This window comes from Nocardia inohanensis NBRC 100128 (assembly GCF_001612945.1).
GTDB lineage: Bacteria > Actinomycetota > Actinomycetes > Mycobacteriales > Mycobacteriaceae > Nocardia > Nocardia inohanensis.
In genome coordinates this window covers 284,821-300,220 of record NZ_BDBK01000010.1, presented here as the reverse complement: position 1 = coordinate 300,220, position 15,400 = coordinate 284,821, and the positions used below count along the sequence as shown (strand labels likewise).

15 protein-coding genes are annotated in these 15,400 nt (G+C 65.7%); 9 read left to right on the top strand and 6 right to left on the bottom strand.

Annotation, left to right across the window (positions count from 1 at the left end; genetic code table 11):
* Window positions 1–88: 88 nt before the first annotated feature.
* From hxsA2 to hxsC, 4 genes are all read left to right on the top strand, one after another.
* Entirely contained in the window at window positions 89–667 is a 579-nt protein-coding gene (gene hxsA2, locus NI1_RS38895; RefSeq protein WP_084523489.1) for a His-Xaa-Ser repeat protein HxsA2, read from the top strand.
* Between the two features lie 84 nt (window positions 668–751).
* Complete coding sequence (gene hxsD, locus NI1_RS21035) at window positions 752–1,042, top strand: His-Xaa-Ser system protein HxsD (RefSeq protein ID WP_067823478.1); 291 nt, start codon at window positions 752–754, stop codon at window positions 1,040–1,042.
* A 3-nt stretch (window positions 1,043–1,045) separates the two neighbouring features.
* A complete protein-coding gene (hxsB, locus tag NI1_RS21030) occupies window positions 1,046–2,500 on the top strand; it encodes a His-Xaa-Ser system radical SAM maturase HxsB (RefSeq protein WP_067823475.1) in 1,455 nt (484 codons plus the stop codon).
* Window positions 2,488–3,669, top strand: a complete 1,182-nt coding sequence (hxsC, locus tag NI1_RS21025) for a His-Xaa-Ser system radical SAM maturase HxsC (protein ID WP_067823472.1) — start codon at window positions 2,488–2,490, stop codon at window positions 3,667–3,669. Before hxsB ends, hxsC begins: the two co-directional genes overlap by 13 nt.
* Here the strand turns inward: hxsC and NI1_RS38050 are convergent.
* The 5 genes from NI1_RS38050 to NI1_RS21005 all read right to left on the bottom strand — a co-directional run bounded on the left by NI1_RS38050 (window position 3,632) and on the right by NI1_RS21005 (window position 9,502).
* Entirely contained in the window at window positions 3,632–3,853 is a 222-nt protein-coding gene (locus tag NI1_RS38050) for an aldehyde dehydrogenase family protein (RefSeq protein ID WP_157535236.1), read from the bottom strand. The genes hxsC and NI1_RS38050 overlap by 38 nt on opposite strands.
* Window positions 3,854–3,921: 68 nt before the next feature.
* Entirely contained in the window at window positions 3,922–4,713 is a 792-nt protein-coding gene (locus NI1_RS21020) for an SDR family NAD(P)-dependent oxidoreductase (protein WP_067823469.1), read from the bottom strand.
* A gap of 7 nt (window positions 4,714–4,720) precedes the next feature.
* Window positions 4,721–5,515, bottom strand: coding sequence for an alpha/beta hydrolase (locus NI1_RS21015; RefSeq protein ID WP_067823910.1), 795 nt, complete (start codon window positions 5,513–5,515; stop codon window positions 4,721–4,723).
* Window positions 5,516–5,605: 90 nt separating this feature from the next.
* Window positions 5,606–8,389: a helix-turn-helix transcriptional regulator gene (locus tag NI1_RS21010; protein ID WP_067823467.1), complete on the bottom strand. Its 2,784-nt coding sequence runs from the start codon at window positions 8,387–8,389 to the stop codon at window positions 5,606–5,608.
* A 156-nt stretch (window positions 8,390–8,545) separates the two neighbouring features.
* Window positions 8,546–9,502, bottom strand: a complete 957-nt coding sequence (locus NI1_RS21005) for a helix-turn-helix domain-containing protein (RefSeq protein ID WP_067823464.1) — start codon at window positions 9,500–9,502, stop codon at window positions 8,546–8,548.
* A gap of 441 nt (window positions 9,503–9,943) precedes the next feature.
* Here NI1_RS21005 and NI1_RS21000 point away from each other — a divergent pair, with 441 nt between their 5' ends.
* Both NI1_RS21000 and NI1_RS20995 read left to right on the top strand, forming a co-directional pair.
* Complete coding sequence (locus tag NI1_RS21000) at window positions 9,944–11,023, top strand: alkene reductase (protein ID WP_067823908.1); 1,080 nt, start codon at window positions 9,944–9,946, stop codon at window positions 11,021–11,023.
* Between the two features lie 53 nt (window positions 11,024–11,076).
* Complete coding sequence (locus NI1_RS20995; protein ID WP_067823462.1) at window positions 11,077–11,826, top strand: SDR family oxidoreductase; 750 nt, start codon at window positions 11,077–11,079, stop codon at window positions 11,824–11,826.
* 72 nt (window positions 11,827–11,898) lie between these two features.
* Here the strand turns inward: NI1_RS20995 and NI1_RS20990 are convergent, their stop codons facing one another.
* The gene (locus tag NI1_RS20990; RefSeq protein ID WP_067823460.1) at window positions 11,899–12,231 is read right to left on the bottom strand and encodes a GNAT family N-acetyltransferase; all 333 of its coding nucleotides are present in this window, start codon (window positions 12,229–12,231) and stop codon (window positions 11,899–11,901) included.
* Between the two features lie 238 nt (window positions 12,232–12,469).
* On the opposite strand from NI1_RS20990, the gene NI1_RS20985 reads away from it, so the two are divergent.
* The 3 genes from NI1_RS20985 to NI1_RS20975 are packed head-to-tail and all read left to right on the top strand — an operon-like array spanning window position 12,470 to window position 15,138.
* Window positions 12,470–13,354: an ABC transporter ATP-binding protein gene (locus NI1_RS20985; protein WP_084523487.1), complete on the top strand. Its 885-nt coding sequence runs from the start codon at window positions 12,470–12,472 to the stop codon at window positions 13,352–13,354.
* The gene (locus tag NI1_RS20980) at window positions 13,341–14,135 is read left to right on the top strand and encodes an ABC transporter permease (RefSeq protein ID WP_067823457.1); all 795 of its coding nucleotides are present in this window, start codon (window positions 13,341–13,343) and stop codon (window positions 14,133–14,135) included. Before NI1_RS20985 ends, NI1_RS20980 begins: the two co-directional genes overlap by 14 nt.
* 4 nt (window positions 14,136–14,139) lie before the next feature.
* Window positions 14,140–15,138, top strand: a complete 999-nt coding sequence (locus NI1_RS20975) for an ABC transporter substrate-binding protein (RefSeq protein WP_084523486.1) — start codon at window positions 14,140–14,142, stop codon at window positions 15,136–15,138.
* Window positions 15,139–15,400: the final 262 nt, after the last annotated feature.

Here is a 15,400-nt window from a genome sequence, read left to right as displayed (position 1 = left end):
GGTGTGGCGATGGAAGGGGGATTGACGATGGAATGCGCGGGTATTTCGTTCGCTGTGGTCATCTCGGGTTCGGTTGTGGGAGGGACGAATGCGTGAGACGCCGAAGATCGTGAGTCTGACCGCGGCCCTCGCCGCCCTCGCGATCCCCACTGCCGCACAGACAGTCGCGGAGACGTCCGTCTCGACGGGAACGGACGAACCTCACGTCACGGCGGCACGGGAGGAGGCGCGGCCGGAGCCTCGGGTTGCCGTGCCGGACGACCTCGAGTTGATGAGCTTCACGACGCATCGCGCCGACGATGGCACGTTGTTCGCGCGGCATGGTTCTCATTCATCTCATTCATCCCATTCGTCTCATGCATCTCATGCGTCTTCCAGTCCGGGGTTCGGCGGACCGAATGTCCCGAAGCCGAGTTACATTCCAACGCCTGCTGTGACCCCACCGGCCGCTCCGCCGACTACCACGACCCCACCGACCAGCTCGCAGCCTGCTGCCGATCCGTTCTCTTACGCGTGCACCCGGGCAAAGGAGGGTCTCGGCCTGAATGAGATCGCGCGCGAACTGCAAGATATCTTCGGCCTCACGGCGACCGAGGCTGAGGATCTTGCCCAGCGAGCATTGGACCTGTGTACGGAGGCCGGCACGACTGCGGTGCCCCCGCAGTGACCGAGCAGTGCAGTTTCCTTCGGACTATGCCAGGTGTTCTCGGCGCGTGCGGGTTCCGCGTTCTGATGGGATCGAGTGATATCAGTGTCTGATTTGGTTGTCGACTTCAGCAGATCGGTGCAGTCGCTCGACGCGCTGCGGGAGGCCGCTTACCGTTTGATCGGACAGGCGGCATGCCAGATCGACGAAGCGGACGGGCGATACGTCTGTCGGCTCTCACCAACGCAGTCACAGCTTCGAGACGATGAGTTGCGCACTCACTTCTTGAATCTCGTGACGGACGAGAACCTGCGCGAGAAGGTCGGTCGCGAGACCGGCCGGTTTCGCGATGTCATCGTCGCGTTGGCATTCGGCTCGCTGGCCGAGGGGGAGTAACCGTTGGCCGGCTTCGCTTCAGCGGACTCGTTCCGTCCCGATACATCCCGGCTGCGACTCCTGCCCATTCGGTTCGAACGGCTCGGTGCAGACCGCTTCCTCGTCGGCAACATGGTTGGCGACATGGCAGAAATGACGGCAATCGAGCTGGACCGGTTGTGCGCACTCGATCTCACCCCTGGTGACGGACTCTATGAAAGGGCTTTCGAGAAGCTCTTCATCGCATCGGCCGATCAACGCGCACCGCAGCAGCTGCTCGCTCTTCGTCTGCGTAGCCGTCTGAGCTTCCTGCGCGCCGCCACGCCATTGCACCTGTTCGTCGTCACGCTGCGATGCGAACACGCCTGCCCGTACTGCCAGGTGTCGCGTCAGAGCAAGGACCGCGTCCGCTACGACATGGATCGCGTCACGGCGTCCAGAGCACTGGATATCGCTCTGTCCGCGCCGGCGCCGATGATCAAAATCGAGTTTCAAGGCGGCGAGCCGCTGCTGAACTTCGAGCTCATCCGATGGATCGTCGTGACCGCTGAGGAGCGGGCGCTGCCCCTGGGCAAGCAGTTGCAATTCGTGATCGCGACGAACCTGGCACTCCTGGATGACGAAGTGCTCGAATTCTGCGCTGAGCACGATGTTCTGCTCAGTACCTCACTGGACGGGCCACGCGATCTGCACAACAGGAATCGGCCCCGCCGTGGCCAGAACAGCTACGAGCTCGCGGTGGCCGGAATCGGGCGGATTCGAGAGCGGCTCGGTCCGGACCGGGTTGGTGCGTTGATGACCACCACCGAAGCGAGTCTGGATCGTGTGGAGGAGATAGTCGACGAATACCTCGCACAGGGTCTCGACGGCATCTTCCTGCGGCCGTTGTCTCCGTACGGTCATGCGATCAAGACCAAACAGTTCCATAAGTACGGTGCGCGAGAATGGCTCGAATTCTGGAAGCGCGGTCTTCGCTACATCCTGGAGATCAACAAGTCCGGCCGCCGGTTTCCCGAGTTCTATTCGGCCCTGATACTTCGCCGAATGCTGAGTGATGAGCCCATCGGGTATGTCGATCTGAGAAGTCCCGCGGGGATCGGTCTCGGTGCGCTGGTCTACAACTATGACGGCACCGTATTCGCCTCGGACGAGGCGCGGATGCTCGCCGAAATGGGGGACCGCAGCTTCGAACTCGGCAACGTTCATGAACATGGTTACCGAGAAATGGTGTTGTCCGACACGCTGGTGTCGGCAGTTGCGAATTCGCTGACCCAGACGGCTCCACAGTGCTCGACGTGCGTTTTCGAGCCCAACTGCGGCGCGGACCCGGTGTATCACCACGCGACGCAGGGGGATCTGCTGGGAATCAAACCGCTATCCGAGTTCTGTGAGCGACAGAAGGGCGTGATCACGCACTTGTTCGAACTGCTGGAACACTCACCCGAAGACGCCGCCGTTCTTCGGGAGTGGGCGTCGTGAAACCTCTGCTGCTTGTAGGACGATCACCTGCGGCGGACAACGTCGGACTCGGTGACGAGAACCGGATCGTGCGGCTCCGCCTCCCGAACAGTGCCCCGTCGGATGATCGCGATGCCGCGCTGATCGTCGATGATGGCGACTGGACGGCGGCGCAGGCGAATGGATTCCGGATCGCGGTCGGGCGCGATGCGTGCCCGGACGGCGCATCGCCGAGCTACCTCAGACTTCCGGCCGGGTTCGCCGAGGTCGGCGATGGCGATGTGATGAGCATCTACCCGCGGTCGGGCCGAGTGCGGCTGCTCTACCGCCGGTCGTCGCGACACAACTTCTTCCTCGTCACCGAACGCTGCAACAACTACTGCCTGATGTGTTCGCAGCCGCCGAAGAAGGTCGATGATGGCTGGCTGATCGACGAGATCGCGGAGGCACTGCCGCTGCTCGACCCGGCGACTCCCGCACTGACATTCACCGGCGGGGAACCGCTCACCGAATGGCGCCGATTCATCGGGCTGCTCGAGCTGTCGCGGGATCGGCTCCCGGGCACCGCGATCCACGTGTTGACCAACGGGCGTGCCTTCTCCGTTCCCGAGGTCGCGCACGCCTGGGCCGAGATCGGGCATCCGCAGCTCTCGGCAGGGATACCGATCTATGCGGCGGTGGATCACATTCACGACTATGTGGTTCAGGCCGCGGGCGCGTTCGACGAAACTGTTCTCGGCGTGCTCCGACTCAAGAACCTAGGGCAACGGGTCGAGATTCGTATTGTTCTGCACGCCATCACCGCACCGCGTCTCCGTGAGACCTGCTCCTGGATCGCGCGTAACCTCCCATTCGTCGATCATGTGGCTCTGATGGGCATGGAAAACACCGGCTTCGCGGTCGCCAACGACGCCACACTGTGGATCGATCCCGTCGATTACCAGGAGCAGTTGAAGGCAGGTGTCGACGCCCTGTCCGTCGCCGGGGTGCATGTTTCGATCTACAACCTGCCCCTGTGCGTCCTCGATGCCGGCATCCGGCCGTTCGCGGTGCAGTCGATCTCGGACTGGAAGAACGCGTACGTCGCGGAGTGTGACGACTGCTCGGTGCGCCACGAATGTGCCGGCTTCTTCTCGACAGGCCGACCGAAGTTCAGTCGCGGGATAGCCGCCATCCCGCGGCGCGCATGACCGCGGCCCGTTCGCCGGGGAGCCGGTCGGCCCAGTCGCGTTGTGCGGCTCGAGCGTTCGCGTAGGCGTCGTCGAGGTCGCCGGTGGTGGCCATCGGCAGCTCGGTCAGCACCTGAGCGCTGGCTGACCGCGCCGAGGGCGGTGACGCTGTCCGGTAGATCCCCCAGCGCGCTCTCGCCGGCATCGATGCACGGTGGGTTCGGGTGTCATGGCTTGCCTTTCGAAAGTGGTTGCGGCCCTTGGGCGTGCGGGTCAGAGCGTTCGGACGAGTCCGCCGTCGATCCTGAAGTCGGCGCCGGTGACGTTCGCGGTGCGTTCGCTGGCCAGCAGCAGCACCAGGTCGGCGACCTCCTGCGGGTGGGTGAACCGACCGGTGACGCTCTCGGCCGCGGCCCGCCTGACCACCTCGTCGGGATCTGCGGACGCGGCGGCGCTGACCACGGCGGCGACGCCCTGATCGCCCAGCCACAACCCCGTGGTAACCGGTCCCGGCGAGATGGTGTTCGCCCGGACGCCCTGTGGGCCGAACTCTTTCGACAACGATTTGCTGAAATTGGACAGCGCGGCCTTGGCCGCGGAGTAGTCGATGACGCCGGGATCGGGCAGCGACGCGTTGACCGAGCTGATCGTCACGATCGAGGACGCGCCGCGCTGGATCAGGTACGGCAGCGCCGCGCGGGCGGTGCGGACCGCGACGAGCAGGTTCGTGGTCAGCGACCACTGCCAGTCCTCGTCGGTCACGGCGAGGAACCCCTGCACACGCGGGATGACAGCGCCGACGTTGTTGACCACGACGTCGATTCCGCCGAACGCGGACACCGCTTCGTCGATCAGCTCCGCGGGTCCCTCGGGAGTGGTGAGGTCGATCAACGGCGCCCGCACTCCATCGTGCGCAGCCAATTCAGTCAGATCCGGACTCCCGGTGCGTGAGCCGGCTATGACTGAGACACTTTCGGCGGCAAGCGCTTTCGCCACGCACAGGCCGATGCCCCGGCCCGCCCCGGTCACCACGGCGACCTTGCCCGCGAGGTTGAGATCGAACATCGCGTTCTCAGAGCTCCCGGCTCTTCAACCACGACAGGCACGCATCGGCGACCTCACGCCAACCGTGATCGATCACCAGCGAATGTCCCCGGTCCGGGAACTCCAGCAGATCGGTGACCGCGTCGGAATGGCGATACTGCTTCAGCGTTGCCCTGGTGACGGATTCGGGAACCGTATGGTCCTTACCGCCGGTGATCAGCAGCAGCGGGCCGCGACCGGCGTTGGCGGTGTCGACCTTGGCCGCTGAGTGCGGGTTGAAATTCGCGGCTGCCGCTTCGAACAGCGGTTTGCCGGGGGCCGGGACGGCCCACCGCTCGTAGAGGTCGTCGGATTCTTCCGGCGGAATCGCATTGCCGAACGCGTACCGGAATTCCGCGGACGTCAACGACACCGCCCTGTTGCGGTTCGCGGGATTCTTGAATACCGGCGTCGTCGAGCGCAGTGCCGAGAGTGGCAGTGGCAGTACGCCTTTGATCTGTGCGGCGTCGATGGCGATCGCCGCGGCGGCGCGATCCTGCCCGAGTAGCTTCTGGGCGATCATGCCGCCGAAGGAGTGCCCGATGAGGATCGGCGGCGCCGGCAACTCGGCGATGATCGCGGCATAGTGTTCGACCACATCGTCGATGCCGTGACCGGCGACACCGTCCGCCGCGGTCCGCGCCGCCGCGACGGTATCGGGTTCTCCGGGCCAGCCCGGCGCGGAAACCGGGTAGGCGTGGTCGCGGAACAGGTCGAGCCAGGGCTGCCAGGATGTCGAGTGCAGCCAGAGTCCGTGAATGAAGATGACCGGGGTGTCGGACATGATGTCGCCCTTCGATTTCGGTGTAGGTGACTCGTTCATGAGAACCCGCACCGACCATCCGGCGAATCGGAGAAACCCCCCAGCGGTTTCCTAGTCCACCGACCCCAGTGCCGAACGAAGTTGCCTGCGGGAGGTGACCGCGAGCTTCCGGAACACCTTCGTGAGGTGGTATTCGACGGTGGAGGCACTGATGTAGAGCCGAGCCGCGATCTCGGTGTTGGTCGCCCCCTCGGCGGCCAGCGCGGCGATCTTGGATTCCTGGGGTGTCAGCTGTGGGCCGGGCGTCGGGCTGCTGCGTCGTACTCTCTCGCCGGTAGCGGCCAGCTCGGCGCGGGCGCGCTCGGCGAAGAGCGGCGCGCGGGCCGTGGTGAACATTTCGTAGGCGATCCGCAGCTGAATTCGGGCTTCCGACCGCTGTTTTCGGCGGCGGAGCCATTCGCCGTACAGCAGGTGCGTTCGGGCGAGATCAACGGTGATCGTGGTCTGTCCGAGCTGGTCGATCGCTTCCTGATATGCCGAAGCGGCGGAGTCGTCGTTCGTCAGCAATGCCCGCGCTCGAGCCAAAGACCCCAGCGCCCAGGGCGTTCCGCTCTCTCGTGCCTGTGTTTCCAACCTGGCGTAGGCGAGCAACGCCGGCTCGTTGTGCTGTGCGCGGACTCCCGCCTCGACCATGTCGGCGAGCATCAGGTTGCTGAGACCGGGTACGTCCTCGTCGTAAAGGAATCGCGCGTGTCGGAGTGCCGCCCGATCGTTCCCGAGACTCACCTCGAGGATGATCAGATAGCGTGCCGCCTGCGCGGCCAGAATGGCCCGAGACGGGACGTCTGCTCCCTGGACACTCGAGGCCAGGGCGCGGGCCTCGGCTTCCGCGCCGCTCCAGACCAGCAACTCCAGCCGTTGCAGGTAGTGGTCGTCGGGCAGCCCGATCACCGTGAGCAGCTCCTGGGACTCCGTCAAATAGCCGGCGCATTCCTCGGGCCGACCCGCTCGCAGTGCGTCGGCGGCCTGACATTCCAGCACGACTCGCAGTCCGACCAGCGCGCCGTAGGCCCTGTCGAAGGATTGCAGCCGCGCGAACACGACCTGCCGGATGCTGTCGTCCCACAACTCGTCGCACGCGAAATGCGCGAAGACCGCCAAAGGCATTCCCTCTTCGGCGAGTTCGCCCTCGCAGAGGGCCGAGAGCGCGATGCGCCACCGGGGGAGCGCCGCCGAGTGGCCTGCGCTGATCCGGGTGGCGAAGGCGGCGATGAACAGGTCGTGCACGGACAGCGCCGACGACCTGTGCTCGAGCGCACGTAGCGTGGCGTGGGCGACCTCCGTCAAGGTCGTGCCCACGACGTCTTCTCTGGACAGCATCGCCGAACTCAATGCGTGTGACAGCATGAGCCAGGCCAGATCTCCGTCCTGCGAGCCCAGCTCCGCCGCTGCGGCCAGCATCAGTGCGGGCTGGTCTTCGAATCGGCAGAAGTAGGCCTCGATCGCCGCCCGCAGCCAGCGGGCCCGCCCTCGCACCGCGGGCACCCTGCTCTCCGGTTGCGACTCGCGGAACAGGCGCTGGGCGGACTGGGGGTCACCGCACATCAGATAGACCTGGGCCGCGGCCAGTCGTCTCTCGTCGCGGCGCGAGACCGCGGGGGTCAACTCGGCGGCTCGTGCCAACAGCACGGCCTCGGCCGTGTATCCGCCGCGTGCTCGGGCGCGCGCGGCGGAGTTCTCCAGATCACGGGCTACCGATTCGTCCAGTCCCGCCGTGGCCGCGGCCAGATGCCAGGCTCGGATGTCGGGGTCGTGGTCCGGGTCGCAGGCGGCGGAGATCGCCTGATGCGCTCGCCGCAACCCGCTCGGGCGCGCCGCGTTGTACACGGCGGAACGAATCAACGGGTGGGAGAAGGCAAGATCATTGCCCGGCGCCAGCACTCCGGCCTCGATCGCGGGGTAGGCGTCGTCCTCCGACAACCCGAGCAGCGCCGCTGCGCGCCACAGCAGCGCCGCGTCCCGGATCGGACTGATCGAAGCGAGCAGGAGCAGATCCTGGGTGGGTTTCGCCAGCGCCCTGATTTGCGCGAGAAAGGACGCCGTGAGGCGCGCGCCGATCGGCAGCGGTTCGGGCAGCGCCATCGTGCCACCCAGTTGTTCGGGAGTCAGTGCGGAAACCAGGGTTGCCAACGCGAGCGGGTTGCCCCGGGTCTGCTCGGCAAGTTGTCGCGCGACTCCCTCGCTGAGGGGGCCGCGGACGGTGCGGGCCAACAGCTCCTCGGCCGCCGACGCCGGCAGGCCGGCCACGGGATAAACCCGCAAACCATCGAAAGCCTGGCTGCCGGAGCCCAATTCGCGCACCGCGAACACCAATCCGACGCCCTCGGCGTGCAGTCGACGTGCGACGAACGTCAACGCCTCGCGGGACTCGCGATCCAGCCATTGCGCATCATCGACCAGGCACAGCAGCGGACCTTCGGCCGCGAGGTCCGCGAAGAGACTCAGCGTCGCGAGGCCCACCAGGAAGCGATCGGGCGCTGGGCCCGCGACAAATCCGAAAGCCGCACCCAGAGCCGCCTTTTGCGGTTCCGGGAGGTGTTCGCGACGATCGAGGAACGGCCGCAGCAGACGATGCAGCGCGGCGAACGCCAGGGGCAGTTCCGATTCGATGCCCGAGGTGCGCAACACCAGCAGGTCCTGCGTCGTATCGGCCAGATGATCGAGCAACCGGGTCTTTCCGATACCGGGAGGCCCGGCCAGTACCAGCGCTTCACTCAGACCCGATCGGACCGTGGTCGTAAAGGTTTCCAGCACAAGGCATTCCGCCTCCCTTCCGACGAGGGATGCGCTCGGTGCTCGATCCGGGGCGGTCGATCGGTCGCGGATCGCGGTCATCAGCGCTGCCTTGGTTCGAGGACCGCGATGCTCATCGCGCCTCCTTCGCATCGTGTGGCCTGTTTTTCACACTAGAGCGACGGTGCGGCGGGCAAAAACCATTCGCTATCGAATCGTGCACGCACAGAACAGCGTTGTGCCGCCACAGTCAAACTGTCAAGGGGCCTGGCGATCGTTGGTTTGCTGCCATTCCCGGGGAGACATGCCATAGGCGGCACGGAAGCGGCGGGCGAAGTGGGCGGGGCTGGTGAAGCCCCATCGATGCGCTACCACGGTGATCGGTACGGCGCGGCCCTGACGAGCCAGGTCGGCGCGCGCGCCCTCGAGGCGGGCGCCGATGATCCACTGGCTCAAGGAGATTCCCCGTGTGGACCAGATATTGTACAGGTGCCGAACCGAAATATTGTGTGCCCGTGCGATGTGTTCGGGGTTGAGAGCCGGGTCCCAGAGCCGCTGCTCGATATAGGCGGCGATCCGCAGATAGAGCGTGTTGTGCAGGTCCTCCTGCTGACGCGGGTCGGCGGCGGCAGTGGTGATCAGTGCCCGCATCAATTGGGTGGTAGCCGATTGGAGCATGATGCGCGCGGGGCCAGGGTCCAGAGCGCCCTCCTCGCCGAGCGCGGCGATATGGGCGGCGACCAATCCGTACAAAGGACTCGATTTGAGTCGGGGAGCCGCATTGCGGACGGTTTCGACAGGCAAAGCGAGTTGCTCGTAGTCGAAGATCACCACCTTGGCACCGCCGATACCGGGGATCGAGAGGTCCGAGGTGCTGGTGCCATCGGTAAGCGAGAGTTCCCCGACGCCGATGACCTGCTCCGCGCCGCAGTGCGAGAAGGTGCAGGGTCCCCTCAGGTGTACACCGATGCCGACGCGTTCGGGTGCGGCGGCACGCAGCTGTTTATCGCCGCGCAGCACGCGCAGGCCGGTGCCGACAACCTGCGTCACGTGAACCCCGAGGCCCAGGTCCCACACGGTGAAGCGGTGCCACAGTTGACCGGCATAGGCACCGAGCTGGTTGATCGACGGAATCTCGTGGTCGTCCAGCAGATCCTGCCCCGCGTCGATGCGCTCGTTCAACGGAAGCAGGCCGGTATCCAAAACCACGACCACGCAACACCTCCTGCGGCCCCTCCGCGACGGGGCGAACTCGTGTTACAGACTAACTAGGCCCCGTTTGTCCGAGAGGCAAATGCTCGCAGGTCAGGGGCATCGACCGGCGCGCATGGCCTGCGGACGCCGAAATGGGTTGCCTGCGGACATAACGATGGCATGAGCGGACATCGTCACGGGCGGATCTCGACCGGCGGGCACGCGCCCCGATAGCGTCGCTGACAGGTCGAACCCCCACCGGTTCAACCCAACTCACAATCGGTCCGGTCGACCCCCCACCGGCCGGGCCACATGATGCCGTCGCCGCTTACCGCTGTTCGCGGCGGCGGCATCGTCATGTTCAAAGGTCGTGTGTCCTCGAATCCGAAGGGATTGAACGATGTTCGACAGCCCAGCGAAGGCCCCCGCTCCATCGATGTCGAAGACCCGGGTGGCATTCCGATGACCACGGCATTCGATCCGATCCAGCTGGCGGGGCGCCTGCTGCCCAACCGAATCGTGATGGCTCCCATGACCCGCAGCCGCGCCTACGGGCCCGGTGCGAGCCCGACCGCGGCGATGGCGGAGTACTACACACAGCGCGCGAGTGCCGGGCTGATCATCACCGAGGGCATTCAGCCCTCACCGGTCGGGCAGGGCTACCCCAACACCCCGGGCTTGCACTCCCCGGAGCAGGTGACCGCGTGGCGGCGGGTGACCGACGGGGTCCACGAGGCCGACGGCACGATCTTCGCTCAGTTGATGCACACCGGCCGCATCGGCCACCCCAGTCTCCTGCCCGACGGGCTCACCCCGGTCGGCCCCTCTCCGGTCGCCGCCGCCGGACAGACCTTCACGCTCACCGGGTTGCAGGACTTCGTCACTCCTGAGGAGTTGACCGAGCAAGGCATCCGGGAGACCGTCGCCGACTTCGCCCGTGCCGCGCGCAACGCCATCGACGCCGGATTCGATGGGGTGGAAATCCACGGAGCCAACGGTTATCTGCTGCACCAGTTCCTGTGCACCAACGCCAACCAGCGCACCGACAGTTGGGGTGGCTCCATCGACGCGCGTATCCGGTTCCCGGTCGAGGTGGTCGGTGCGGTCGCCGACGCGATCGGAGCCCACCGCGTCGGACTGCGGATCTCCCCGTCCAACCCGTACAACGACATCGTCGAAAACGACCCCCGCGACACCTACCGCGCTCTCGTCCAGTCGATCGAACCGCTGGGTCTGGCGTATCTGCACGTCATCGAGATGGGCTCGGCTGCCGACCGGGATCTCAGTGTAGAGCTGCACAAACTCTTCACCGGCACGCTCATCCTCAATCCGGCCACCCCCGGGGCGATGACCGGACCCGAGCAACTGCCGCTGATCGAAGACGGTATCGCCGACATGCTTTCCTTCGGCGCGCTGTTCCTGGCCAACCCCGACCTGCCCGTCCGGCTTGCCGCTGGCGGCCCGTTCAACACGCCAGACCCCGCGACGTTCTACGGCGGCGACGAACACGGCTACACCGACTACCCCCGCCTCACCGACTGAGCCACGCACCGACTCGCGAGCCGAGACCGAACACCCGAACCGAGGAAAGTGCCATGACGCGTTTCGAGGGAAGATCGGCGGTCGTCGCCGGCGGAGCAAAGAACCTGGGCGGCTTGATCAGCACGAGCCTGGCCGGGCGTGGAGTCGATATCGCCGTGCACTACAACAGCGACAGCACCGAGCCCGACGCCGACAGAACGGTCGCCGCGATCGAGGCGGCCGGGGCCAGGGCCATCAAGTTTCAGGCCGACCTGACCGAACCAGCCAACGTCGTCAGGCTTTTCGACGCGGCGGCGGACGCGTTCGGTGGCGTGGACATCGCGGTCAATACGGTGGGCAAGGTATTGCGCAAACCGATCGTGGAGACCACCGAAGCCGAGTACGACGCGATGTTCGACATCAACGCGAAGGCGGCTTACTTCTTTATCCAGGAGGCGGGCAAGCGGCTCAACGACAACGGCCGGATCGTCACCTTGGTGACCTCGCTCCTGGCGGCGTTCACCGACGGGTATTCCACCTATGCCGGCGCCAAGAGCCCGGTCGAGCATTTCACTCGTGCCGCGGCCAAGGAGTTCGGCGACCGCGGAATCTCGGTCAACAGTGTGGCGCCGGGACCGATGGATACCGCGTTCTTCTACCCGCAAGAAACACCCGAACGGGTGGAGTTCCACAAATCCCAGGCGATGGGCAATCAGCTCACACGCATCGAAGACATCGCTCCGCTGGTGGAATTTCTCATCGGCGACGGCTGGTGGATCAACGGCCAGACGATCTTCGCCAACGGCGGCTACACGACACGATAGCCGGGTCCGGGTCCCGCTCGCCGCCACGTTGAACGACAACGGTGGCGAAAAGGACCCGGACAGGCTCTCCGTTCAGTTCAGTGCCGCCCGGAGGGTCGCGACGGTTTGGCGCGTCACCTTGTCGAGAATGTCATCGAATTCGTGATGTTCCGCCACGAACGCTTTCACGAACGCGCAGACCGGCACGATGCGCTTGCCCTGCGCGCGGGTGCTGTCGAGCGCGGCGCGAATCAGCTTGCTCGCCAATCCCTTTCCGGCGAAGCTGTCGTCGATCTCGGTGTGGAAGAAGATGCGCTGTGCGCCGCTGTCCACGTAGTCGGTGTGTCCGGCGAGGATGCCGTTCATGCTGATCTCGTAGCGGGTCGGGAATTTCTCGGTGGCTTGGGTGACGATCGGTTCGGTCATGCAGTCCCACTTCCATTGCGCGAGAGGTCTCTGGGACGAGAGTGTCGCGACGGGAATCGCATTGGGACGGCGGCGGAAAAGTTGGCCGAAGTCAACCCGAGGTGACCGAAAGTGCCCTGCGACAAGAGCGGCGAATGTCGTGCGCCGGCATGACCGCGCCGCGGCGGTGCGGGGGCAGCACCGGACAAATTGTCGACGCACGGGGTATTCGGCCGGCTCTGCCCGGCATGGTGGAGCCATGGCGGCTGAACCGAAGCATCGACCCGTCGTGACGGCGGCCCGGGGGCAAGCGGAATCGCCTCACCTCCCACTCGATGGCAACCGCTTCGTCGCCGATCGTCCCATCATCGAATTACTAGGCGTGACAAAGGTTTTCCCTACATCCGACGGCGGCTACCCGGCGCTGAGCGGATTGGATCTGCGGGTCCGCAGGGGGAGTTTCACCGCTATCGTCGGCCCGACCGGATCGGGGAAGTCCACCGTGCTGGACCTGATCGCCGGCCGGACCGCGCCGACGGCGGGCACCGTGACCATCGACGGTACCGTCCTGCGGGGTCTCAACAGCCGGACCGGCTATTTGTTCCAACAGGACACGCTGCTGCCGTGGGCGACGGTGCAGGCGAATGTCGAACTGCCCCTGCGAGTGCGCGGCGTGCCGCGTCGGGAACGGCGGGAGCGCGCGCGGGACTGGCTTGCGAGGGTGGGGCTGAGTGGTTTCGAGGATCGTTATCCACGCCAGCTGTCCGGCGGTATGCGCAAGCGGGTCGCTTTGGCGCAGAACTGGATTCGCGAACCTCAGTTGTTGCTCATGGACGAGCCCTTCGCCGCGCTCGATGCGCAGATGCGGGCAATGATGCACCTGGAATTGCTCGCCCTCTGGGCCGGCAGCGCGATGACCGTCGTGTTCGTGACCCATGATCTCGACGAGGCCATCGCGCTGGCGGACGAGGTGGTGCTGCTCTCGGCCGGGCCGGAGAGCAGCTTCCGGGGCCGATTCCCGGTGGATCTGGCGCGCCCGCGCGCATTGCCGGAGATCCGGACCGATCCGGCCTTTGCCGCCATTCACCGCGAAATCTGGCGGACGCTGCGTCTCGAGGTGCTGAAGAGCTATGGCCGGCGATAGCATTCGCGCGCGCCGTTATCGGGTGCTGGTCGGCAGAGTCGTGGTGGCGGTCGGCACCATCGCTGCCTGGGAGTGGTTGTCCCGGAAGGGAATTCTCGATCCGTTCTTCTTCTCGCAACCGAGTGAGATCGCACTCCGGCTGACCGACTGGTTCGGGTCCGGCACCGTCTGGACCCATCTGTCGGCCACCCTCACGGAGACGTTGCTGGCGCTGAGCATAGGTGGTGCGCTGGGGCTGCTGGCCGGACTGGCCCTGTCGCGTATGCCGTTCGCGGCGGCGGTGGTCGATCCCTACGTAAAAGTGTTCAATGCCCTGCCCCGAGTCGTACTGGCCCCGGTCTTCCTGCTCTGGTTCGGGTTGGGCATCTGGTCGAAGGTGGCCCTGGGGGTGACCCTGGTCGCTGTCATCGTCTTCTACAACACCGTGCACGGCATCCGCGATGTCGACCCCGACCTGGTGGACAATCTCCGGCTGCTCGGCGCCGGTGAAGTGCAGGTGATGCGGTTGGCGTTGCTGCCGAGCGCGCTCACCTGGATTTTCGCCGGACTCCATGTGAGCGTGGGCTTCGCGGTGGCCGGGGCGGTAATCGGCGAGTACCTCGGCGCCGCGCGGGGTGTGGGTTACCTGATCGCGCAATCGGAGGGAACCCTCGACGCGACCGGCGTCTTCGCGGGAATCACCGTGCTGGGTGCGGCCGCGGTGGCGATCGACTTCGGTGTGCAACGGTCGGAACGCCGGCTGCTGCGTTGGAAACCAGCCGCAACCACTCGGGAGAGGTGATGTCGTGATCAACCGCCGGACTCTGCTCGCCGCCGCGGTCCTGCCGATGGCCGCGTGCGCGCGCGGCCCGGAGCGCACGGAGTTGTCCATCGCGGTCGGAGGCCAATCGCTGCTGGTGTATCTGCCACTGACGCTGGCACGGCAACTGGGCTACTTCGACGAGGCCGGCGTGCGGGTGCGGATCGACGACTTCCAAGGCGGCTCCAAGGCCCTACAGGCACTACAGGGCGGCAGCGCCGACATGGTGTGCGGCTATTACGATCACACCATTCAAATGCAGGCCAAGGGACGTGACATCACCTCGTTCGTGACCATGCTGCGCTATCCCTCACTGGTGCTGGCGGTATCTCCGGCCACGAATCGGACGGTTCGATCCCTTCATGATCTCGCCGGTGCGAATATCGGTGTCACCGCACCGGGCTCCTCCTCGGACTTCTTCCTCAGATATCTCTTGACGGCCAATGGAATCGCCACCACGGCAGTGTCGATCCAAGGCGTAGGAGGCGGTGCCGGCGCCATAGCCGCCATGAGCACGGGCCGCGTCGACGCGGCCGTCCTGGTCGAACCCGCGATATCGGTGTTGCGCAAGCGTTCCGGGGCGACCGGCGTCGAAATACTGGCCGACACCCGCACATCGGCCGGGGTGGAGCGGTTTCTCGGCGTGCCGAATTACCCAGCTGCGGTGCTGTATTCGAACCTGAGCTGGATCGACGGCAATCACGACGCGGTGCGCCGCGTCGCCAAGGCCATTACCCTTGCGCTGCAATGGATCTCGTCCCACACCGCCGCGGAAATCGCCGAGCGGATGCCGCCCGAATACGCCGGCGGCGACCGGGAAGCCTACATCGAGGCGATCGCCGCCATGATCGATTCCTTCTCTCCGGACGGTGTCATGCCCGAGAACGGTGCCGCCGCCGTACGAGCCGTGCTGGCCGCCTCCGACCCACAGATCGCCCAAGCCGCCATCGATCTGGGACGTACCTATACCAACCGCTACCTATGATCTGTTCACGAGGGGCGAGTAGGGCAAGGAGGGGTGTTCGGCGGACATCGCGTGGCAGATAGTTCACCGGCACCGCTGCTGGGGATAGCGTTGACCTGGGCCGGATCCCGTCATCCGGCCCACCACAATCGGCCCGCCGTTCTACCCCCCCGGCCGCGCGGGCCGTCGCGGTGCCGCCAGTTGCCCGAACGCTCGGCTGGCGGCACCGCCCCTTTCGTTCGCTGTCGGCTCCGACATTCTGTGGGCTCCGGCCCGAACCACG